We start from the raw sequence: 22,378 nt of genomic DNA on the forward strand, positions 1-22,378 counted from the left end.
GGTACAGCTCGAAGCTGCCTTGTGCCAGCGTTTGTTGTTTCATCGTCAGATTTCCCTCTTCCGTTTCAAGCCTACCTGCTTAACGCATGACACAATAAAACGGACGACTTTTGCAGAGATTCCTTAAGTTCAATGCCTTTCATGTGCAGCCATGACAAGACGGAGAAGCAATGCAGGATACAGAGCGCAACGCGAGCTCAGGCAGCCTTGCCATCGGCCTGAAGGGCATCGCCTACTACGTGGGAAAAAGCGTACCGATCGAGGAACTGTCCTGCCTGGCAAACGACGCCGAGCTGCTTGCTCGCTTCAAAGCTGCATACTTCAGAAATTTTTCCCGGTCCGACATTTCGCTGCCGGAGCAGGCCGCGCAATCGGCGCAGGCAACGCTGCTCAAGTGCGGGATGCAGGCCGGCGATATCGATGCCGTCGTCATCGGTTTCTCCGAGCTGCGCGAATGGACCGCTTATCCCGAACAGCTGACCCGCGCCATCCTGGTGCGCCTCGGCATGAACCATATTCCTGTGATCGGCGTGACGCTGGCCGGATGCGCCAATGTGACGAGTGCGCTCAGGGTCGCGCGCAACATGGTGGTCGTCGACGGTTATCGCAATGTGCTGGTGATGGAAACGAATCTGATGCGCGACGACGGCAGACGGCTTGCCGGAACGGCGCCGGGCGATACACCGGAAAACGTCTTCGGAGACGGCGCGGTGAGCTTCGTCGTCACCAGCGATACCGGGACTGCCGAATTCGACCTGCTGGCGATGGACCAGGTCGTTTCCTACACCGAGGGCGACAACTTCACCATGCAGCAAGAAATAGCAACGAGCACGGCGGCGAGCCTGCGCGTCATCAAGCGTGCGATCGAACATGCTGGCATCACGCGCGAGCAGATCAACTGCGTCTTGCTGAACAACATGAACGTCATGATGATGGCCGCCCTGCTGCGCCTGTACGGCTTCACGAAGACGGACTTCCATATCGAAAACGCCTTGCATTTCGGGCATGTATGGAGCGCCGACGGCTTCATCAATCTGCATGACTTTTGCGAAAAGAATGCGCCGGCGGCCGGTGCGCACTTCCTGCTGATCGGCCATGGGAGCACCTACTACTCCGCGCTGATTCTGCGGAAGCGCCAGCCGGCAAGCGGTGCCGCACAGGCGAATTGAATCATGTACCCGCAAAGCGGAATGTTGACGGCACTGGCTGCGCGTCCAGCATGAATCAACGCCACTAAAGAAATCAACGCACTAAACGCATTCAACGAGAAGACTTGAAAGGACCGACCATGCATTCCACACCAGGGCACGCTTTGCCCAAAGCGGGATTCCAGTTCATTCTCGACGATATCGTCGCTCGGCTCCGGCGCGGTGTCAGCCTGCGCGAAGCTGTCGAGGATATCGTGACGCTTGGCCGCCGCGTGGACCTGCCGCTCGGGCTGGAATCGCTTACGCCGCATCAGGCCGCGCTGCTCGACGTCGCGCCCCAACTGCCCTTGCACAATCCTAGAGACTCCGCTGGCAAAGGGAACGGCAAGCCCTACGCTCTCGGCGTATGGAGCTATGGCCGTCTCTGGCTGAGCGATGCAGCACCTTCCGATTCGGAATGCCGCCTGATCGGATTCGTCCATGTGCCGCAGGAACTGGATTCGGCAATCACCGCGCGCACCGCGGAATTGCAGCAGGCGCTGCGCGGCAGGCATGCGGAAATGGACGCCTTCTTTGCAGCGCAGGATGACGCATCACTGCGCGCCTGCCTGTACGAAGTGCACGAAGCCGTGGACCACACCGACCCGGTGCTGCTCTACATCGGCGACAAGACCATCACCAACGTCGGCAAGTACAACAACCTGCAGGCGCGCAACGGCGCGGACCTGCCGCACTGCTTCTTCAACCGGGTTCCGCGCATGCAGCTGCAGGCGTGGGCCGAGGAAGAACGCATCATGGTGTTCTGCCTCTACTGGCTGCGCGTTGCCGGCTGCCGGGGCGAGGAATTCAATGCCCGCCAGCTGAGCCCGACTACGCTGGATGCTTACCTCGGCCAGCGCCTGCGCGACTACCGCGAACGTGCGCCCTGGCTCGCCAATGAGACGCCGGCATCGATTGCGGGCAAGGCGCGCCTGCTGGCACGTTACCGCGGCGAGGCGGCAGGCGAACTGCTCACCTACCGCTGGGTCAACGGCCTGACCTTCTACAAGGAAGAGCGGCTGGTGGAGCGCCGCGCCCTGCGTGCCGATGTAAGAACGATACCTGCTGATCTGCGCCGCTATCTGTCGGCGTCTTGCGGCATCGATGCGGATGATCATGGCAGCCTGGACCAGCTGTTCGAGGCCTGCATCACGCGCATGGCGGCCGACGGCTTTGCCTCCGACGACACAGGCATGCATGCCTTCGAACGGCTGCTGCAGGCCATCGTGGACAGCGCCATTGAAGCGACCGGCAGCGACGTCGGCCTGACCCGCGGCTTTCGCGACATGCTGCGCTGGCAGCAGGCCTTCGCGGCGCAGTCATGGCAGGAGATCTGCGACTGGGCGCCGGGCGAACATTATTGCGCGGTGTTTCCCAGCAAGGCCCTGCTGGCGCGCCTGCGGCACCAGCCGGACATGCTGGTCAAGATGCTGTATGCCTGCTCGGGCCGCATGCAGTTCAACAGCTGGCATTACACGCCGGGACACTGCCCGCGCGCCAGCGTGCCCGACGACCGGCATTTCTATCTGCCGCCGCGCATGCCGGACACGGCGGTCTGGTCGGACCAGCATCATGCGGGCCATGTGCATGCGCAGGTGCGCAATACCATCCGCTGCCCGGAACCCATCCTGATGGACGGCCGGATCCATCCCGGCCTGGTCGACCTGCGCCTGTTCCGCCAGAGCGGCCATGCATACACGGACGACGAGCTGTTCCTGGCCCTGACCTACTCCGCCTACGTGCGCGCCGCGTGCCAGGCCTTTGCCGACTATCAGCTGAAGAGCCAGCGCGCTGTGCCCGTCTCCGCATTCGGCAAGGAGTGGTTCCGCGAGTATTTCTCGGCGGTGTGCGCACGGCAGGAAACCGGGCGCCCGCTGTCGGAACTGTTCCGCATTCTCTGCCGGCATGCCCAGGTCGAGCAGACCGCGCTGATCGAGGCGAGGCACGGCATGGCTGACGAGCAGATGTCCTACCGCGACCTGGTATCGAAGACGCTCGCGCTGCGCGATGCGCTGGCGCATCATCGGCTCGCGCCCGGCGCCTGCGTCAGCCTGTGGTCGCAGCGGCCGCTGCATCAGGCGGTTGCGATCATCGCGGGTCTGGCCAACGGCATCACCATTCACCCGATGAACCCCGGCCTGTCGGCGAGCATGCTGGAAGGACAGCTGCGCCATGCGCGCCCCGACCTGCTGATCCTGGACAATGACGCCGCCCTGCCCGACGGCCTGAACGCCGAGGCGCTGAAAGGCACGGCATGCCTGCGCTGGAGCGAACTATTCGAGCCCGCCCGCATGGCCGAAGCCAGCGCCGTTGCGGCGGCCCTTGCCGATGTCGGCAGCGCCGCCGACGAACAGGCCGGACTGCTGATCTATACCTCGGGAACGACGGGCGAACCGAAAGGCGTGCGGCTCGGCTGGCGCGACATCGCGGCCAATGTGCGGCATGCGATCGGCGCTCTCGGCTACCAGCCGGGATGGGTAGCGGGAAGCCTGCTGCCGCGCTTCCATACCTTCACGCTGATCAGCGACCTGCTGCCCGCGCTGCTGCTGGGCGGACGCACCGTGCTGGTCGACTCCTTCGATCTGCAGAAGATGAAATCCATGGTCGACACCTTCCGCCGCCATGGCGTGCAGTCGTACAGCGCCGCGCCGGTGGTGTTCGAGGCATGCTGCGCGCTGCGTGCCTGGCGCGACGTGCCCAGCCTGCAGTTCGCGGTCGCCGGCGCGGCGCCGCTGAAGGAGAGCACGCGCATTGCCTATGGCGACCTCTTCGGCCATGCGATCGTTCCCTGCTACGGTCTTACCGAAACCGTCTGCTTCGCCGCGATCTCGCCGCGCGCCGCAATCCGCGCCGGCTCGGTGGGCAAGCCCGCCGGCATCGAGGTCTGCATCATGGATGAACACGGCAGGCAGCTGCCGCCCAATACCACCGGGGAACTGGCGATGCGCGGGCCGTCCGTGATCCGCAAGCATTATTTCCGCGACCATGAGGGCCGCTTCGCGAAAACCTTCCATGACGAAGGCTGGTTCCTCAGCGGCGATATCGGGCACGTCGATGCCGATGGCTATATCTACGTCACCGGCCGCAAGAAAAACATGGTGATCCGCGGCGGCGAAAAGGTGTACCTGGACGATCTCGACCGCTGCTTGTTCGATGCACCCGGCGTGGTCGACTGTGCCAGCCTCGTGCAGTGCCGGCCGGGCAAGCCGGATGTCGCCTGGACCTTCATCGTCACCGCCGACGGCCAGCCCATGGCGCGTTCGCAGATCGAAGCCATCGTGCATCAGCGGCTGACGCCGCGCTACATGCCGGACCGCATCGTCTTCATCGAACGCGTGCCGCGTACGCCCTCGGGCAAGGCCGCGCACCGGGAAATGCTGGCGCTCGCCCTGCGTGCCGAGGCCGGCGAGGCGGTCGCATGCTGATCATCGACAGCCATGCGCATGCAGCCACCGAAGACGTCCTGCCGGTGCGCTTCTTCGACGGCTGGGTGGACAATCTCGAACGCCTGCTGCCGCCGGACGCGGCGCCGGAGCAGCGCAATGCGCTCAATGCGATGTTCCGCCGGCTGAACCAGGACCCGAACTGCGACAAGCTGATTGCGGAAATGGACCGCGCCGGCATTGCCAAGACAGTGCTGCTGATCGTCGATTTCGCCTTTGCCTATCCCGACCAGCCCGACCTGCTGCGGGAGGTCTATGCGATGCACCGCGAGCTGATGCTGCGGCACCCGGGCCGCTTCATCGTGTTTGCGGGCATCGATCCGCGCCGAGGACAGGCAGGGCTGGAACTGGTGGAACAGGCATTGCGCGACTGGGATTTCCGCGGATTGAAGATTTATCCGCCCTGCGGTTATTCGCCGGATGCGAAAGAGCTCTACCCGTTCTACGGGCTCTGTGAACAATACGGCGTTCCCGTGCTGTCGCATATCGGTCCGACCTCGCCGACGCTCTCGTTCAAGTTCACCCGTCCAGATGATATCGAGGATGCCGCCTTTCATTTTCCGAAGGTGAATTTCATCCTCGGCCATGCGGGCGTCGTCTGGCGCCGGGAAGCCGGCATGCTGGCGGCCTACCGGCCCAATGTCTACATGGACCTGTCGGGATTCCAGCCCGAATGGCGGCGCGGCGACCTCGACGCGATCCTGCTGGAACACAAGCGCAGCGGCCTGCTGCGCAAGCTGCTGTTCGGCACCGACTGGCCGATTCACCGCATCCTCGGCGGCCAGAAGCAATGGGTGGATGCCTTCATCGACTGCGCCCGCCGCGGCATTCTGAGCGACGAGGAACTGGGATGGATTTTTTACGACAACGCCGCGCAGATCCTGCGCGAACCGACGCGCGGCAGCCTGGCTGCGGGCGTTCCCTCAACTGAAACGGAAGACAGAGAAGGAGTTTTAACATGACCGCCAGCTCGGAACAGCAGAACATCATTCTTGACATCGTGGCGCGCGCCGCACAGCGGCCCGCCGGCACGCTGCAGCCTGCAGACAGCCTGAACGATCTCGGCATCGATTCGCTTGCGTTCATCATGATGGTGCTCGATGTCGAGCAGGCTCTGGGACGCCCGGCGTTCAACATCGAAACGGTCGGGCAGCTGCGCACGGTCGGCGACTTGCTTGCACCGCTCGGGCAGTGAGGCTGTTGTGGATCCGGCGTGAAAACATATTGGGCCGGAATCCCTCACCCCAGCCCTCTCCCAGAGGGAGAGGGTGAGATCAGCGATCCGAAAAATGAAACACTTTTCGGACCGAATCAATAATGATGCATCATCCAGATTCTTTCACCTGCTCAAGGATTGACCATGCATGACATCCGACTGGCCGACACCGATGACGAGATTGCCTCGACGTTCGGCGTCATGGTGCAGCTGCGCACCCATCTCAAGCGGGACGACTATGTCGCGCTGATCCGGCGCCAGACGCAGGAGTCCGGCTATCGCCTGGCTTACGTGCACGACGGCAATGCGGTGCGCGCGGTGGCGGGTTTCCGCGTGACGCATTCTCTGGCGTGGGGGCATTACGTGTACATCGACGATCTGGTTTCGGACGAGAATGCGCGTTCGTTCGGCCATGGCGAAGCGTTGATGGACTGGGTTGCGGGGCATGGGAGGTCGCTGGGATGCACGGAGCTGCATCTCGATTCGGGCGTGCAGCGGCATGGTGCGCATCGCTTCTATCTGCGCAACAGGATGGATATTACGTGTTACCACTTCAGGGTGGTGTTGTAGAGGGGGCAGGGTGGAATGGATCGCCCACACCGCTTGCGAGCGGCTAGCTGGAAGCCGCGAGATGAGCCGAAGCCGAACGCCTAAAGAAAACCCCTCCCCTTTCAAGGGAGAGGTTGGGTGGGGGATGGGTTTCAGTGACATGGCTGCAACCCATCCCCACCCCAACCCTCCACCTCGCCGCTTTAAAGCAGCCCATATCGCCAATCCAACCTTACTTCCCCGCCGCCACCAGTTCCACCGACACCGTCTCTCCCGGCTTGGCATTGAAATACGCAACACCCCCCTGAATCACCACCGGCAATTCACTGCCATCCGCACCCCGCGCCCGCAGCTTGCAACCTTCCTTCATCGCCGTCACCGGCAGCGTCACCGTCATCGGCGCAGTGCAGGTCGCCGCATTGTAGGCGCCGCCGAGCTTCACGCTGGCCTTGTTCGCGGACAGGGCCTGCACGTCAGGCTTGACCGTGTCGCGGCACAGGCGGTAGCGCGACACATTGGCGAAAGTATCGATCCACAGCGAAGATGCATACGTACCCGCATAGGCAAGATGCTTCTGCAGGAAGTCGGTGGTCACCGGACTCCAGCCGTCGCCGTCGATGCCGTGTCCTCCGGCGACGAACCAGCCGTTACCCTGCACCGCTTCATCGAGCTGGCGGTTCACCGTGCTCAGCGTGCCGGCGAGATCGGTGCCGTGATCCGTGTCGAAGAAGGCAAAGCGATAACCGGGCTCGCCGTTATCCATCATGCGCACCGCCATGTGGCTTTGCTGCGCGAGGGCCATCGCGCGCGGCGTCGACAGGTGATAGGGGAAGGCGAAGGTTAGAGGACGAACGCCCACTTTCTGCTCGATCAAGCGCTGCGACTGCACGATTTCGGTGTCGAGCATCTGGTCCGTCATCGGCGTGGCGACGAAATCGGGATGGGTCATGGAATGATTGGCGATTTCATGTCCGCGGCGCGACAGGTCCTGCCAGATCGTCCAGTCGGTGTTCGCCACCAGTCCCGGGACGATATAGAACGTTGCCCGCAAGCCGGCGCGTTCGAACAGCGTGGCAATGGCCGGGCTGGTGGCGTAGCCATCGTCGAAGGTGTAGGAAGCGGCAGCCCGCTTGTTGTCCTTGTAACGCGCCACGTTGACCGAGGAGAGATTCAGGCAGCGGCTGATGTCGACGCAGGTTGTGTCAGGTGTGCTTGAGCCGCCTGTATTGCCCGTATTGCCCGTGCTTCCGGTACCTCCAGCGCTTCCACTGCCGCCGGCACTATCAGTATTGCCCGTGCTCCCGGTATTTCCGGTGTTTCCGGTATTTCCGGTGTTTCCGGTGTTTCCGGTGTTTCCGGTGTTTCCGGTGCTGCCTGTGCTGCCTGTGCTGCCTGTGTTTTCGGTGCTGCCGGTGTTTTCCGCACCACCCTGCCCGCCTCCGGCAGGCTTAGCCGTACCCGGCTTGCTCCCTGTATCCGCATTGCCTGTCTGCGCACTGCTGCCGGTGTTGGCATTGGCGCCGCCGGAGCCCGCGCTGGAGTTGACGCTGCCGCCGGAACTCGATGCCAGGTTCGGAATGCTGTCGCCGCCGCCCCCGCCGCAACCTGCCAGACCCAGACTCATACCCAATACCACTGCCGGCACAACACTTGCGCGAATCATCTTTCCCCCTGTATGTTCAAATACGCCGGGAGCCATGCTCTCCAGCGTTTATGAACTACATGATGCAGAGGAAAGAGTCCGCGACTTATGATTTATATCGTTTATTCACTTGCGGCAACGCATGGGAATTACACCGCGCAGGGGCGCCATGCGACTTGCATCAAGCTTTTCCCGTGAGCGCATGATGAAGCTCAAATCCGCAATCGTCCCCCTGCTCGCCCTCGCTTTTCTGAACGCGGGCATGGCCTGGTCCGCGCCGGCTGCATGGTACAAGTGGCGCAGCAAGAGTGACGGCACGCTGATCTGCATGCAGACACCGCCGGGCGGCGGCTGGACGAAAGCCGACGGTCCGTACAAGGATGCGCAATGCATCATTGCCGGCAAACCGGGAAGCTGAGGGTGATGTCTACTTCAATACCTGGAACAGGTTGTTGAAGTCGTCGGTCCAGGGGCGCAGGCCCGGAAGGGGTGCAATCGGCTTGCCTGACATGGCGAGCGCCGGCTTTTGCAATGCAACGCGATCCTGCGCCACCAGCACCCAGTCGGTCTTGTGCCGCGTGCTGCGCATGCCGTCGTCCCGGATCAGCAGCGAGGCCAGGCCCTGCTCGTCGGCCAGCTGGCGCACCACCGGCGCCAGCTGAAGATAGCGGTTGGTGACATGAAAGGCAATGACGCCGCCGGGCCGCAGGTGGCGCCGGTAGATCGCCATTGCTTCCCGCGTCAGCAGATGCACCGGAATGGCGTCGCCCGAGAAGGCGTCGACCGCCAGCACGTCGAACTGCTGCGGCGCTTCCTTTTCCAGTGCCAGCCGCGCATCGGCAAGCACCGTTTCGATGCGCGCCGGACTGTCGCGCAAAAAGCTGAAGTCGCGCATTGCAATATCGATGACCTGCGGATTGATTTCATAGAAGCGGTAGATGTCCCCTTCACGTCCGTAGGCAGCGAGGGTGCCGGCGCCCATGCCCACCAGGCCGACCCGGCGCGGGCCGTCGCCTGCATTCAGGATGGCCAGCCCGATCCCCGATTCGCGGCCGTAGTAGCTGGTCGGCTCGCGCCTGCGCTGCGGATCGAGGAATTGTTCGCCGTGCCGTATCACGCCGTGATAAAGGCCGCGCACATGGTTGCGCGGATCGCCCAGCCGGGTATCGGCCACGCGCAGGCTGCCGTAGAAATTGCGCACCAGTACCTGCATGTCCTTGCGGTAGAGATTGATCTGCGCATGCACGAAATAGCCGCAGGCCGCAGCCAGCAGCAGCATCGCCGCCGCCTGCAGCGGCCTGCGGCGAAACACCCAGGCGGCGAGGCAGGCGACGATCACGAAGCCGATGCCGAGTTCGAAGTAGGCCGGCAGCACGCGCGGCGCAACGAGGCTGACGACGATGCCGCCCAGGGCACCGCCCAGCGACAGCATCAGGTAGAAGCGCGTGAGATAGCGGCCCTTCGGCCGCATCTGCGCCAGTTCGCCGTGCAGCAGCATGCAAATGAGGAACAGGCCCAGCGCATACAGCGGCACCGCCACCTTGAGATTGAGCCCGAGCGTGGCATGCTGCAGGGCGTAGGCGCAGAAGGCGATCACCACCGCAGCGGGCGCGAGATAGAGCGGCCTGCTATACCAGCGGTCGCTTTCGAAACAGAGGATAAAGCTCAGCAGGTAGAGCGTGAGCGGAAGCAGCCAGAGAAAAGGTACGGGCGCAATGTTCTGCGTGATGTGGCTGGTGACCGCGAGCAGCGTCCATGAACCCATCGCAGAGAGTGCGAGCCAGGTCAGGTAGTCGCGCAGGCGCGGTGGCGTATCGCCGTCGGCGTCTGAAACGCGCACTACGGCGGCAGCGCCGCGTGCGAAGCGCAATGCCGCAGCCGCGCACAGCAGCACGAACAGCAGGTACAGCACCGACCACAGCTTGGCCTGCAGCAAAAGCGCTGCCGACGGCTCGATCAGGAAAGGATACGACACCAGCGCCAGCAGCGAGGCGAAATTCGACAGTGCATAGAAGCGGTAGACCCTGGCGTCCGGCAGGGTGCGCGCGATCCACGCCTGCACCAGGGGCCCGGTGGTGGACAGCAGAAAATACGGCAGGCCTATGGTCGCGCCGAGCAGCAGCAGGATGCGCAGCGCGGGGTCTTGCGCGGACACGGGCTTCCATGCCGGATCGGCGGCGATGGGTAGAAACAGCAGGCTCGACGCCAGCAAGGCACCATGCACCATGGCTTGCCGGCGCGGCGCCAGATGGCGCGCCAGCCAGTCGGCATAGGCATAGCCGCCGAGCAGCACGACCTGGAAGAACACCATGCAGGTAGCCCACACCGCCGCCGAGCCACCGAACCACGGCAGGATCTGCTTGGAGATCAGCGGCTGGACCAGGAACAGCAGGAAGGCACTGCAAAAGATGGTGCCGGCGAACAGGAAAGTCGTCATTAGCCTTCCGGGGCGGTGGATTATTGTCGCGGGTAAAGCCTGCGTTCTATTGATTCGCCCCGGGAAATGGTTCATTTTTCGGGGCGCTGGTCTCACCCTCTGCCTCTGGGAGAGGGCCGGAGTGAGGGGATCCGGCCCATCCTATTTTCGGGCAGGATCCATCACCCTCTGAGACTTCGTCCGGCGGCGCAAGTTTGCCTTCTTGCATTTGCTCAACCGCCGGAATGAACCATTGCCGCAGGCCACGTCTCAAACCGTACACTGCGCGGTTTTCGGCACCGAATCGGAAGCCGCATTCACGGAGCAACGAAGGAGCAAGAATGAACCGCAAGCCCCGCTTCGGATTTTTTGCGCGCCTCCTGGCAGGCGCATCGGCCCTCGCGGCCATGATCATGGTTCTGGCGAGCCAGACCGTTCCCGGCCTTCCGCTGGTACCCGTGCTGGCATGGACCACTGCCTTCATCCTGCTGGCGGGTGTGGCGATCACGCTGGGCTTTTACGCAAGTTACCGCTGGCATGCATGGTGCCTCAACCGCGGCGGCGCCGACCCCCAGTGGCTGTGGATGGGCGGCGAAGCGCAGCGGGTGCATGTGGTCCGCCGTCAGCCGGCGCGGCGTCACGTCCGGCGGGGGCATTGAAGCCTTGCAGCAATTTTCCGGCGCCGCCATTCCGGCACGGACCAAACCGTGGCCGACCGATCAACCCGCTTACGAATCCCCATGACCAAGCCTCGTACCGGGCAGGCGCCCGCCAAGCTGACGCGCGAAGAGTTTCGCATCCGTTTCCGCAATTCCTTCATGGACCCGAGTTTCAACGAGGCGGCACAGGCGCTCGACCAGATCGAACAGATCGCCTGGGAAAACTACCATGGCAGCCGCAAGGCGCCGGTCACCTCGAAGGCCGGGCCCGGCTTCGCCGATCCCGACTACGATCTGTCGGTCGAATGGCGCCAGGCGCATGAAAGGCTGCTGATCGCGGAAGCGAAGCAGAAGGATCCGGCCACCTGCTCGCGGGTGCTGCTCATCTGCGCGTCCGCCCGCAACGACGGCTCGTGCCCCGGAGAAATGTCCAAGACCTTCCGCCTCACCGGGCTGGCGCGGGAAGTGCTGGAAGGGCAGGATATCGAGGTGGACCTGCTCGACCTGAGCCTGCTGATTTCCGACTACGACCGCCATATCCATCCCTGCAAGGGCTGCGCCTCGACCGCGATGCCGCTGTGCCACTGGCCCTGCAGCTGCTATCCCAACCACGGCGAACGCCAGACCAACGACTGGATGAACGAGATCTACGAGAAATGGGTCTCGGCCCACGGCATCATCATTCTCACGCCGGTCTACTGGTACCAGGCGCCGAGCGTGCTCAAGCTGATGATGGACCGCCTGGTCTGCGCCGACGGCGGCAACCCGGACCCGACCAGCACCTCGGGCAAGAATGCGGAAAAGGCCAAGGCCATGGAAAACGAAGGCTGGCCCTATCCCAAGCATCTGGCCGGCCGCGTCTACGGGCTGGCGGTGCACGGCGATGTGGCCGGCATCGAAAGCGTGCGGCGCAACCTGTCCGACTGGCTGGACTGGATGGGCCTGATCGATGCCGGCATGAAGGCGCGGCTGGACCGCTATATCGGCTATTACGAATCCTATGCGCAGAGCCACGAAACACTGGACCAGGACACCGCGGTGCAGGAAGAAGTGCGCAACGTGGCCCGCGCCGTCGCGCAGGCGGTCGCCGATCTGCGCGGCGGCAGGCTGTCGGTGCCGGATGCCCGGCTGCAGCATCCGCGCGCGAAGTGAGTCCTTCGAACCAAGGTACCCGCAAGAAGGCGGCAGCACAGGCTCTGCCTGCGCTGCCGGCGCTCTCCTCCCCTTCCTACCAGCCCTGACCCGACATCACGCCACCCGGCGGCATCTGGAAGGGCATCATGCTGCCTGCACCCATGCCCTGGCGGCCGAAGACCATACCGAACGGATCGGAAGCCATCACGCCCAGCCTGCCGCCCTGGCCCTGCTGCACCCAAGGCGCGGCGGAAGGCCGGGACATCTGCGCCAGTTGGGATAACTGCGCAAGCTGGGCCAGCTGCGCCGGATCCGCGTACACCGCACCGAGCGGGAAGAAGCCGGCCTGCTGCGGCCCCATGCCCACGGAAGCCGCAGCCGGCTGCGCACCCATGCCGGCGATGCCGGCAACGCTGGCAGCGATGCCTGCCCCCGCCGCCGCGCCGGCTCCAGGCTGGATACCGATCGCCGTCAGCACGTCCGGCAGGCCGAAGCCTGTGCGGCTGGTATCGCCAAGGTTGATCGGCCGCGCGCTGGCCTTGATGATCTGGAACAGCCGCTCCACCCGCTCCGGCCCGCGCGCCTTGTAGGCCGCCTGGAAGTCGGGATGATGCGCCAGCACCAGCGCCGCCAGCCCGGTGATGTGCGGCGTTGCCATCGAGGTGCCGTCCCATGCGGCGAAATTGTTGGCCGGCACCGACGAGGTGATCGCCACGCCCGGGCCGCAGACGCCGATCTCGGGACCGAAGCAGGAAAAGCGCGCAAAGAAGTAGCCGTTGGCGTCGATCATGGGCGTGACTGCCTGGGCGTGGTAGCTGTCGGGCGGGAATTCATTGAGATGACCGATCGCCGACACCGCCAGCACATTGGGCGAGGACCCCGGATACTGCACCCTTCCGCCCGAGTTGCCGGCGGCGACGATGCAGGCAATGCCTGCATTTTTGGCGCGGATGATCTGCTGCTCCAGCGCCTCCGACGGCTCCGCTCCGCCGAGGCTGAGGTTGACCACGTCGATCTGCTTTTCGATGCAGTATTCGAGCGCATCGATCAGCTGGCTGACCTGCCCGCCGGGGAAGAGCTTGCAGACATGGATTTCCGCATCCGGCGCGAAGCCGCGCACGCCGAAGGCATTGTCGGCGCCGGCGATGATGCCGGCGCAATGCGAGCCGTGCATGACGGTATCGTCGGTCCAGCCGTTGGGGTTGGTCGCCTTGTTGATCACGTCCACGCCGAAGCGGATCTTCTTCAGGTCGTCGTGGGTGGTCGCGGCGCCGGAATCGATGATCGCGATCTTGATGCCCTGCCCGCGGTAATTGCCCGGCAGCTGGTCCAGCCGCATCGCCTTCTGCCCCCAGCCCATCACCTGCTGCTGCGGGAAGTTGGTCAGCGGCGGCCAGTCCGACAGCGGCCTCAGGCCGACGAGATTGGCTTCGTCGGGCGTGATGTCGGGCTGCGCCTGGTAGAAGGTCCAGTAGTCGGATTTCGGCTTGACGTAGAGGGCGCGGATGGTTTGCGGCGTTTCCCCGTACATCGACAGCGTGACTTCGCCGCGCTCGTTGGTCAGGCCGCTGACCGGCAGCATGCTGCCGAACAGGTAGACCTCGGCATCCTGCACCGGCGCGTTGTCCTTGCCCAGCACCACGAACAGGGCGGCCAGCACCGGCCCGGCCGCGGGGAAGGCGCCGTTCACCAGCGCCGGCGGCTGGTAGGCCACGTCGTGCAGCACCAGCGGCTGGTCGTGCTCGACCACCAGCCGTCCCTGCGCCTGCTGGTGCAGCATGCCGGCCTTCTGGTGCGTCATGCGCGCCACCAGCACGCCCGGCACGTCGCCCATGCCGTCGCCCATCATGCCGACGATAATTTTGGGGCCGACGGTATCGACAACCTCGATGTCGGGATTGGCGCGCAGCGTCTGTTCGATCTGCGAAAACTGCAGCGGCATCAGGCCCATCGGCATGAGGCCGGGCAGGCGGCGCGCGGTAATCAGAAACTGGCCGCGGCGTTCCGCGATGTGCCGTCCGCCGTGGCGGGCCTGGGCGTCAGCGGGTTTGCCCGCCGCGCCGTCCTGTGCGCCGGATGTACCGGATGTGCCTGATGAACTGGATGTCCCGGATGCGCCGGGCTGATTGATATCGGTTGTTTTTGGCATTGCCTTTCCTTGAGAAGCCGGACCGTCCGCGAACAGCGACAGGGGACGGTCGGGCTCGATCATGAGTTGCCTGGAGGCGCGGAACCGCTCTTCGAGCAGCCGCGCCGCTTCGCGCGGCATGGAGGCCACGGCGGTGTGCTGCATTCCCGCAGGCCCGATGAGGTCGAGTATCGTGATGTGCGGGTCATCGGCGACGCTTGCGACAAATTCGGCCAGTCTGGCCGGATCGGACGCCCGGATGATGTAGCGTTCCTGCTGCGGTCCCTTGCCCTGCTGATTGGATATCGATGCCATGCTCGCTGCCCTCCGGTAAGCCTGCGCCCGGTACATGCATACCGGGCGCAGGTGCACATGCTTCGTTGTTAGTGAATGGTCGGCTGCCCCGCGTATCCTCCCTGCTGCGCCTGGAAGCCCTGATAGCCCGGCATGCCGCCCAGCGCCTGGCCATAGGCATCCGCGCCGAACGGCAGGATCTTGCCGAGCTGGCCGGCCAGCCCGCCTATCGTGCTGCCCAGCTGCTGGTTACCGAACGCGCCGCCGATGGCACCGCCCAGCGGCTGGCCGATCTGCCCCAGCAGGTTGCCGAAGAAGCCCTGGGGCGCAAGCTGCTGCGCAAGTTGCGCCTGCTGCGCTTGCTGCGCTTGCTGCAGCTGCTGCACGTAGGCCTGCACGGGATCGGCACTGAAGGGCAGGATCTTGCCCAGCTGCCCTGCCAGTCCGCCTATCGTGCCGCCCAGTTGCTGGTTGCCGAACGCGCCGATGGCACTGCCCAAAGGCTGCCCGATCTGTCCCAGCAGGTTGCCGAAGAAGCCCTGCGGTGCCAGCTGCTGCGCGAGCTGTGCCTGCTGGGCCTGCTGCGCATACGCCTGTGAGACCGGGTCCGCACTGAACGGCAGCACCCTCCCGAGCTGGCCCGCCAGTCCGCCTATCGTGCCGCCCAGCTGCTGGTTGCCGAATGCGCCCCCGATGGCGCTGCCCAGCGGCTGCCCGATTTGCCCCAGCAGATTGCCGAAGAAGCCTTGCGGTGCCAGCTGCTGCGCAAGCTGTGCTTGCTGCAGCTGCTGCGCATACGCCTGCGTTACCGGATCCGCGCTGAAAGGCAGGATCTTGCCGAGCTGGCCGGCGAACCCGCCTATCGTGCCGCCGAGCTGCTGGTTGCCCAGCGCACCGCCGATGGCGCTCCCGAGCGGTTGGCCGATCTGCCCCAGCAGATTGCCGAAGAATCCTTGCGGCGCCAGCTGCTGCGCGAGCTGCGCTTGCTGAGCCTGCTGCAGCTGCTGCGCATAGGCTTGCGCGGGATCGACGCCGAACGGCAGGAGCGAACCGCCGACGCCGCCTGCGATCTGGCCGATCTGCGATCCCAGCGAGGCATTGCCGAGCAGCCCGCCGATGCCCTTGCCGATCAGGCCGCCCACCGGGCCGCCGAGCAAGCCGCCCAGAAAGCCTTGCGGCATGAGCTGCTGTCCAGCGACTCCGCTGTTGAAGCCCTGTTGAATATCCGTCATGTCAAACTCCTTGAGAAATCTTGAATGAATTCGCCGCACTTTCCTGCAGACGTGTTTCGTCCTGCGGCAGTCACGCATTCATTTGCACGTTTAAATGGAAAGCCGTGCGACAGTCCCTCACCACACGGGCTCTGCACGGCTGACAAGTTCGCCGATCATCGGCGGCTTTTCGCACAGCGATGCCACATCGTTCTTCTCGCCGCGGCTCATTCTTCATGAGGTGCATGCACCAAAGATGCATTCACAGACTGTGGCGGCTCGCTTGCCCCACCATCTTTATCGGCGCGCCCGGGGTTTTCAAGGACGGTTTTGTGCAACTTGAGCGGTCTCAACGGGTCTTGAACTAGCGGACCAAGAAGAAATCACTACGGAAGCGATACGTGCTAGTGCGGTTTCGCCTCGATAGCACAGGCAACAAGCACATGGGCAAGGCGCCGATGCCCCCAATGAAACCCTTGCCCAAAGGATGCGAACACGCAATGGAAAACTGCCCTCTCTGCGGCCGTGAAATGCTGGACGGCCCCTCGGTCAACGAACACCACCTGGTGCCGCGCACCTACCGCGGCCGAGAGACGGTGAAGATGCATCGCATCTGCCACAACAAGATTCATTCGGTATTCAGCGAGCGGGAGCTGGCCCAGTACTACCACACGCCCGAGCGTCTCCTGGAAAACGAAGAGATCCGCAAATTCGTCAAGTGGGTTCAAAAAAAGCATCCGGCGTATTACGATTCGCACGACAAATCCAAACGACGCTGAATCCCGTCATACCGCTCATGAACCTCACCACGCCCGCCCTCCTTTTCCCCGCCATTTCCCTGCTCCTGCTTGCCTACACCAACCGCTTCATCGTCCTGACCCAGCTGATCCGGCACCTGCACAGCCAGAACCAGGAAAACCTGACCGACGTCGTGGTGCGCCAGATTTCCAACCTGGGCCTGCGCATCCAGCTGATCCGCCGCATGCAGGCCATGGGCGTGCTGAGCTTCATCTTTTGCGCACTGGCCATGCTGCTCGTGTTCGTCGACCTGATCGATGCCGGCCAGGTGATCTTCGGCATCAGCATTTTCCTGCTGGTGGTGTCGCTGGTCTTTTCCCTGTACGAGATTCTGATCAGCACCAATGCAATCGAGATTGAATTGCAGGATATTAAGCGCAAGCTTGCCGAGCGCGAACTGTCGCAATAACCAGCGGTTTCGGCGGACGCTGTTTCACGCGCATGTACAGGAACACGCACGCATTGCCGCATGGAAGCCATGCAGCCCATGTTTGTTTTGTTGCCTGGAGGGGATAGCAGACGGTTTTGCATGCCGACATGGAAAGGATGAACTTTCTGCTCTCCAAATGTCTTATCGATTTGATCAGAATAAAAATCCGTCCCGACAACTTCCCATTCCACACAGGCCTATGAATCCGATCTCCGTCGACAACGTAGTCAGTACCTACCGTTTTTATGCACCGCTCTACGACAGCCTGTTCGGCGCGGTGCTGGAACCCGGCCGGCGCGCACTGACCGAGGCCGTGAACGCGATCAAGCCGGCTTCCATCCTTGAAGTCGGCGTCGGCACCGGATTGACGCTGGCCCGCTATCCGGCATCGGCTTCGGTGGTGGGCATCGACATTTCCGACGAGATGCTCAATATCGCGCGCGACCGCGCTGCGAAGATGCCGGAGCGCAGCATCCATCTCGCCGCGATGAATGCCGAGGCGATGGATTTTCCCGATCACTCCTTCGACTGCGTGGCCATTCCCTACGTGCTGTCGGTCACGCCGCATCCGGAGCGGCTGGTCGCTGAAATCCGCCGCGTCTGCCGCAAGGACGGCACCATCCTCATCGTCAACCACTTCAGCGGCAGCCGCTTCTGGTGGTTCATGGAACGCGCGGTGCACAAGCTGGCCAACCGCATCGGCTTTCGCTCCAGCTTCTGCTTCGACGAGCAGATCCTCAAGTACGACTGGAAGATCGAGTCGGTCAAGAAGGTGAACCTGTTCGGCCTGTCGAGGCTGGTGACGATACGCAATACCTGAGCGGCCGCTTATGCAGCTGATTGAGCGGCTTACTGCGCGACTCCATTCCGACCGGTAGAATGTGGCCGCATGTCGGGCGCAATGCCGGTGAAGGGAGAGGCAATCTTTCCTGCGCTCCGATCATCGAACACACCGATCAAATTACCGTTCAGGAGCTCTCCAATGAAAACCAAAGCCGCGATCGCCTGGAAGGCCGGCGCCCCTCTTTCCGTGGAAGAAGTCGATCTCGAAGGCCCGCGCGCCGGCGAAGTGCTGATCGAAGTCAAGGCCACCGGCATCTGCCACACTGATTACTACACGCTCTCGGGCGCCGATCCGGAAGGCATCTTCCCGGCCATCCTCGGCCATGAAGGCGCAGGCGTCGTGGTCGATGTCGGGCCGGACGTACGCTCGCTGAAGAAAGGCGACCATGTCATTCCGCTCTACACGCCGGAATGCCGCCAGTGCAAATTCTGTCTGTCGCGCAAGACCAATCTCTGCCAGGCCATCCGTTCCACGCAAGGCAAGGGCCTGATGCCCGACGGCACCAGCCGCTTCTCCATCGGCGGCGAGCCCATCTTCCATTACATGGGCACCTCGACCTTCGCCAACCACATTGTCGTGCCCGAGATCGCCGTGGCCAAGATCCGTTCCGACGCACCTTTCGACAAGGTCTGCTACATCGGCTGCGGCGTCACCACCGGCGTGGGCGCAGTGCTGTTCACGGCGAAGGTGGAAGCCGGCGGGAACGTCGCGGTGTTCGGCTTGGGCGGCATCGGCCTGAACGTGATCCAGGCGGCGAAGATGGTCGGCGCCGACAAGATCATCGGCATCGACCTTAATCCCGCGCGTGAAGAGATGGCTCGCAAATTCGGCATGACGCACTTCCTCAATCCGAACGATCATGAAAACATCGTCGACGCCATCGTCCAGCTGACCGACGGCGGCGTCGATTATTCGTTCGAATGCATCGGCAACACCAAGGTGATGCGCCAGGCGCTGGAATGCTGCCACAAGGGCTGGGGCAAGTCGGTCATCATCGGCGTGGCCGAAGCCGGCGCGGAAATCAGCACCCGCCCCTTCCAGCTCGTCACCGGCCGCGAATGGAAAGGCTCCGCCTTCGGCGGCGCCCGCGGCCGCACCGACGTGCCGAAGATCGTCGACTGGTACATGGAAGGCAAGATCAACATCGACGACCTCATCACCCACAAGCTGAGCCTCGACCAGATCAATGAAGGTTTTGATTTGATGAAGCGCGGCGAGTCGATCCGGTCGGTGGTGATGTACTGAACAGTCCAGCAGCATGCAACAGAAACAGAAACAGAAACAAAAGCAGAAGTAGCCAAGCCTGACTGCCGCAGTCAATAAAGGCTGTGGCAGTAGACCGCTTGCAAGCAGCCGGAGAAGCACATGCATCAGCGGACAAGAAGTGAAACTTGTCTGAGCCCGCAGGGCGAGTTTGTTTCACTTCCCGCTGATGCATGCGCTTCTTCGGGCACCCGAAGGGCTGCTTGCCTGCGGCCGCACCTCGGCGGCCCCCTTTCTTTGCTTACTTTCTTTGGCGGAGCAAAGAAAGTGAGCGGCTGCCGGGCCGCCCCCGGCAAGCATCAACGAAGAGCCCGAAGTGTTGAATCACCGAAGAAACGCCGGGCAAGAGCAAACACAAGCAACCAACCACCAACAGGTGTCCCATGCTAGAAATCCTCTCCGAACACCGCTGCTTCGGCGGCATCCAAGCCTACTACCGCCACGACTCCGAATCCATCGGCCTCCCGATGCAATTCTCCGTCTTCCACCCCCCGGTGGAACGCAAGGAAATGGTCCCCGTCCTGTTCTATCTCGCCGGCCTGACCTGCACCGAGGAGACCTTCATGATCAAGGCCGGCGCTCAGCGTTATGCCGCCGAGCACGGCATCATGCTCGTCACCTGCGACACCAGTCCGCGCAACACCGGCATCGAAGGCGCCGACAAGGACTGGGACTTCGGCCACGGTGCAGGCTTCTATCTCGACGCCACGCAGGACCCGTGGAGCAAGCATTTCAAGATGGAGACCTACGTAACGCAGGAACTGCGCCGCATCATCATCGATGAATTCAATGTGGAGGAAAGCTGCATGGGCATCTTCGGCCACTCGATGGGCGGCCACGGCGCATTGACGCTGGCGCTGCGCCATCCCGACAAGTACTGCTCGGTATCGGCCTTCGCCCCGATCGCCGCGCCAGTACGCGCGCCTTGGGGGCAGAAGGCATTCGGCAATTACCTGGGCAGCGACCAGGCGGCATGGAAGGAACACGATGCGAGCGAACTGATGAAGCGCCGCACCACGCCCTTCCCAAAGGGCATCCTGATTGACCAGGGGCTGGGGGACAAGTTCTTGAAGGAGCAGCTGCTGCCGACGGAATTCGAGCAGGCCTGCATCGAGGCGCAGCAGCCGCTGACCTTAAGGCTGCATGAAGGGTATGACCACGGGTATTACTTCATTGCGAGCTTCGTGGAGGATCATCTCAAGTTTCACAAGGAGAACTTGAGGGGGTGAGGCAGAGAGTTCGCGGAGCATGGTGAGCACTGCGCTTATAAAAACCTTCTCGCTGCCACGACCGCCCTCACCCCAACCCCTCTCCCGCCTGCGGGAGAGGGGCTTCAAGTCACTGCAGTCAGATGTGCATGGCTCCCTTCTCCCGCAGGCGGGGCGTAAGCAGGGTTTCGCAAACCACTGGTTTGCGCTGCCGAAGCCGACTTGGCTTGCAAGCCAAGTCGTGGGGCGCGGAGCGAGGGTTGGGGATGAGGGGCGCCGCCAAGACAAGTTAACGCCGCTATAAACCCTACCTCAAAGCAGCGTCTTGGCCAACGCCTCCAGCTGCGCGAGATACCCCCCCGCATCCAGCGTCTTGCGCGCCACCCCGCTCGCCTGCGCCGCCTCCGCAATACGCGGCGTCACGCCCGTCAGCAAACGCTTGTCGAGCAGCGTCGGCACGATGTACTGGCGGCCGAACTGATCGTCGCTGCGCGCCATTTCCGCCAGCGCTACAACACAGGCGCGCTTCATGTCCTGGTTGATGCCGGTGGCGCCGGTGTCCAGCGCGGCGCGGAACAGGTAGGGGAAGCACAGCGCATTGTTGATCTGGTTAGGATAGTCGGAACGGCCGGTGGCGATGATCGCATCCGGCGCGACTTCGCGGATCAATTCGGGCCGCAGCTCCGGCTCGGGATTGGCCAGCGCGAACACGATGGGCTTGGCAGCCATCTTCTTCACGTCTTCCTGCTTGAGCAGGCCGGGGCCGGACAGGCCCAGGAAAACGTCGGCCATGCCGATCACGTCGGACAGCGTCTTGGCATCGGTCTTCTGCGCCCAGGCGCGCTTCTCTTCGGTCAGCTCGCGGTCGGCGGTAAGCACGCCGCGGCTGTCGCAGACATAAATGTTTTCGCGCTTGACGCCAAGGTCGACCAGCATGTCGAGGCAGGCGATGGCCGCCGCGCCGGCGCCGGAACACACCACCTTGGCCAGCGAAATGTCGCGCCCCGTCAGATGCATCGCATTGAGAAAGCCGGTGCCGACCACGATGGCCGTGCCGTGCTGGTCGTCATGGAAGACCGGGATCGACAGCCGCTCGCGCAGCTTGCGCTCGACGTAGAAGCACTCGGGCGCCTTGATGTCTTCGAGGTTGATGCCGCCGAAGGTCGGATGCAGCGCGGCGATGATCTCCACCAGCTTTTCCGGGTCGGTCTCGTCGATCTCGATGTCGAAGGAATCGATGCCGGCAAACTTCTTGAACAGCACCGCCTTGCCTTCCATGACCGGCTTGCCGGCCAGCGCGCCGATGTCGCCGAGGCCGAGCACCGCGGTGCCGTTGGTGATCACGCCCACCAGGTTGCCCTTGGCGGTGTATTCATAAGCCTTGGCCGGGTCCTTGTTGATTTCCACGCAGGGGACGGCGACGCCGGGGGAATAGGCGAGCGACAGGTCGGCCTGGCTGGCGACCGGCTTGGTGACTTGAATGGCGATCTTGCCCCGCTGTCCGGCGGAATGGTATTCGAGGGCTTCTTGTTCCAGCATGATAGATATATTTTTCTTTGCAGTAGATGAGTGATCGCACCTGCCTTTCCCAGCAAGGCAGGCGCGCCGACGCCGGGACGACGCAACGCAACGGCCGCAGCCGTGCTGCCGTGTGCCATGCGTCAAGCCTGGACGTCGTGCTTGTTCGGCGTCGGAGTCGCCGTGGTGCGGCATCCCGTGACCGCCCTGGTGGTGGCGGGTCAGGCATGCAACGCTGGAATGGGGGTGCAAACGTTTTCGCCGTCGTTTGCGGTGCGCACGGGAATTGGTAATGTCCCGGCGTGCCGTGGAAGGTGCTGCCGCATCGATGCGGAGCGGCACCGGCTTGTCCCGCGGATAGGGGAAAGCGGTCAAACTGCGCGAACCCGGGGGTGGCGAAGCAATCCGCCGGGGAGCGCTAGCCTAGCATACTCTTTC

At 63.3% G+C, this 22,378-nt stretch carries 18 protein-coding genes; 13 read left to right on the plus strand and 5 right to left on the minus strand.

Annotation, left to right across the window (positions count from 1 at the left end):
- Positions 1 to 170 precede the first annotated feature (170 nt).
- From IGW03_RS26645 to IGW03_RS26665, 5 genes are all read left to right on the plus strand, one after another.
- Complete coding sequence (locus IGW03_RS26645) at positions 171 to 1,169, plus strand: 3-oxoacyl-[acyl-carrier-protein] synthase III C-terminal domain-containing protein (protein WP_194725576.1); 999 nt, start codon at positions 171 to 173, stop codon at positions 1,167 to 1,169.
- A gap of 119 nt (positions 1,170 to 1,288) precedes the next feature.
- Entirely contained in the window at positions 1,289 to 4,612 is a 3,324-nt protein-coding gene (locus IGW03_RS26650; RefSeq protein ID WP_194725577.1) for a class I adenylate-forming enzyme family protein, read from the plus strand.
- Complete coding sequence (locus IGW03_RS26655; RefSeq protein ID WP_194725578.1) at positions 4,606 to 5,592, plus strand: amidohydrolase family protein; 987 nt, start codon at positions 4,606 to 4,608, stop codon at positions 5,590 to 5,592. The genes IGW03_RS26650 and IGW03_RS26655 overlap by 7 nt, the downstream gene beginning before the upstream one ends.
- The gene (locus IGW03_RS26660; protein WP_194725579.1) at positions 5,589 to 5,825 is read left to right on the plus strand and encodes an acyl carrier protein; all 237 of its coding nucleotides are present in this window, start codon (positions 5,589 to 5,591) and stop codon (positions 5,823 to 5,825) included. Before IGW03_RS26655 ends, IGW03_RS26660 begins: the two co-directional genes overlap by 4 nt.
- Before the next feature lie 165 nt (positions 5,826 to 5,990).
- The gene (locus tag IGW03_RS26665) at positions 5,991 to 6,416 is read left to right on the plus strand and encodes a GNAT family N-acetyltransferase (protein ID WP_194725580.1); all 426 of its coding nucleotides are present in this window, start codon (positions 5,991 to 5,993) and stop codon (positions 6,414 to 6,416) included.
- A 211-nt stretch (positions 6,417 to 6,627) separates the two neighbouring features.
- Here the strand turns inward: IGW03_RS26665 and IGW03_RS26670 are convergent, their stop codons facing one another.
- On the minus strand, positions 6,628 to 8,019 hold the full coding sequence (locus IGW03_RS26670) for a polysaccharide deacetylase family protein (protein WP_194725581.1): 1,392 nt from the start codon (positions 8,017 to 8,019) through the stop codon (positions 6,628 to 6,630).
- Positions 8,020 to 8,206: 187 nt separating this feature from the next.
- On the opposite strand from IGW03_RS26670, the gene IGW03_RS26675 reads away from it, so the two are divergent.
- Positions 8,207 to 8,455: a hypothetical protein gene (locus IGW03_RS26675; RefSeq protein ID WP_228536112.1), complete on the plus strand. Its 249-nt coding sequence runs from the start codon at positions 8,207 to 8,209 to the stop codon at positions 8,453 to 8,455.
- Positions 8,456 to 8,464: 9 nt separating this feature from the next.
- Here IGW03_RS26675 and IGW03_RS26680 read toward each other — a convergent pair whose 3' ends face one another.
- Positions 8,465 to 10,474 (minus strand): spermidine synthase, encoded by a 2,010-nt coding sequence (locus tag IGW03_RS26680; protein WP_194725582.1) that lies wholly within the window; start codon positions 10,472 to 10,474, stop codon positions 8,465 to 8,467.
- A gap of 320 nt (positions 10,475 to 10,794) precedes the next feature.
- Between IGW03_RS26680 and IGW03_RS26685 the strand changes: the two genes are divergently transcribed.
- Positions 10,795 to 11,112, plus strand: a complete 318-nt coding sequence (locus IGW03_RS26685; protein ID WP_194725583.1) for a hypothetical protein — start codon at positions 10,795 to 10,797, stop codon at positions 11,110 to 11,112.
- Between the two features lie 81 nt (positions 11,113 to 11,193).
- The gene (locus IGW03_RS26690) at positions 11,194 to 12,264 is read left to right on the plus strand and encodes a flavodoxin family protein (RefSeq protein WP_194725584.1); all 1,071 of its coding nucleotides are present in this window, start codon (positions 11,194 to 11,196) and stop codon (positions 12,262 to 12,264) included.
- A 76-nt stretch (positions 12,265 to 12,340) separates the two neighbouring features.
- Here the strand turns inward: IGW03_RS26690 and IGW03_RS26695 are convergent, their stop codons facing one another.
- Both IGW03_RS26695 and IGW03_RS26700 read right to left on the minus strand, forming a co-directional pair.
- Positions 12,341 to 14,689: a S8 family serine peptidase gene (locus tag IGW03_RS26695; protein WP_228536113.1), complete on the minus strand. Its 2,349-nt coding sequence runs from the start codon at positions 14,687 to 14,689 to the stop codon at positions 12,341 to 12,343.
- A 68-nt stretch (positions 14,690 to 14,757) separates the two neighbouring features.
- On the minus strand, positions 14,758 to 15,900 hold the full coding sequence (locus tag IGW03_RS26700) for a hypothetical protein (RefSeq protein ID WP_194725585.1): 1,143 nt from the start codon (positions 15,898 to 15,900) through the stop codon (positions 14,758 to 14,760).
- A gap of 479 nt (positions 15,901 to 16,379) precedes the next feature.
- Between IGW03_RS26700 and IGW03_RS26705 the strand changes: the two genes are divergently transcribed.
- From IGW03_RS26705 to fghA, 5 genes are all read left to right on the plus strand, one after another.
- Entirely contained in the window at positions 16,380 to 16,658 is a 279-nt protein-coding gene (locus IGW03_RS26705; protein ID WP_194725586.1) for an HNH endonuclease, read from the plus strand.
- A 17-nt stretch (positions 16,659 to 16,675) separates the two neighbouring features.
- Positions 16,676 to 17,086, plus strand: coding sequence for a DUF2721 domain-containing protein (locus IGW03_RS26710; protein ID WP_194725587.1), 411 nt, complete (start codon positions 16,676 to 16,678; stop codon positions 17,084 to 17,086).
- Positions 17,087 to 17,306: 220 nt separating this feature from the next.
- Positions 17,307 to 17,927 (plus strand): class I SAM-dependent methyltransferase, encoded by a 621-nt coding sequence (locus IGW03_RS26715; RefSeq protein ID WP_194725588.1) that lies wholly within the window; start codon positions 17,307 to 17,309, stop codon positions 17,925 to 17,927.
- A gap of 162 nt (positions 17,928 to 18,089) precedes the next feature.
- Positions 18,090 to 19,196, plus strand: a complete 1,107-nt coding sequence (locus IGW03_RS26720; RefSeq protein ID WP_194725589.1) for an S-(hydroxymethyl)glutathione dehydrogenase/class III alcohol dehydrogenase — start codon at positions 18,090 to 18,092, stop codon at positions 19,194 to 19,196.
- A 401-nt stretch (positions 19,197 to 19,597) separates the two neighbouring features.
- Positions 19,598 to 20,443, plus strand: coding sequence for an S-formylglutathione hydrolase (fghA, locus tag IGW03_RS26725; RefSeq protein WP_194725590.1), 846 nt, complete (start codon positions 19,598 to 19,600; stop codon positions 20,441 to 20,443).
- A 291-nt stretch (positions 20,444 to 20,734) separates the two neighbouring features.
- On the opposite strand, the gene IGW03_RS26730 is transcribed toward fghA, so the two are convergent.
- The gene (locus tag IGW03_RS26730) at positions 20,735 to 21,961 is read right to left on the minus strand and encodes a malic enzyme-like NAD(P)-binding protein (protein ID WP_194725591.1); all 1,227 of its coding nucleotides are present in this window, start codon (positions 21,959 to 21,961) and stop codon (positions 20,735 to 20,737) included.
- Between the last annotated feature and the right edge of the window lie 417 nt (positions 21,962 to 22,378).

Source organism: Noviherbaspirillum malthae, assembly GCF_015352985.1.
Classification (GTDB): domain Bacteria; phylum Pseudomonadota; class Gammaproteobacteria; order Burkholderiales; family Burkholderiaceae_D; genus Noviherbaspirillum; species Noviherbaspirillum malthae.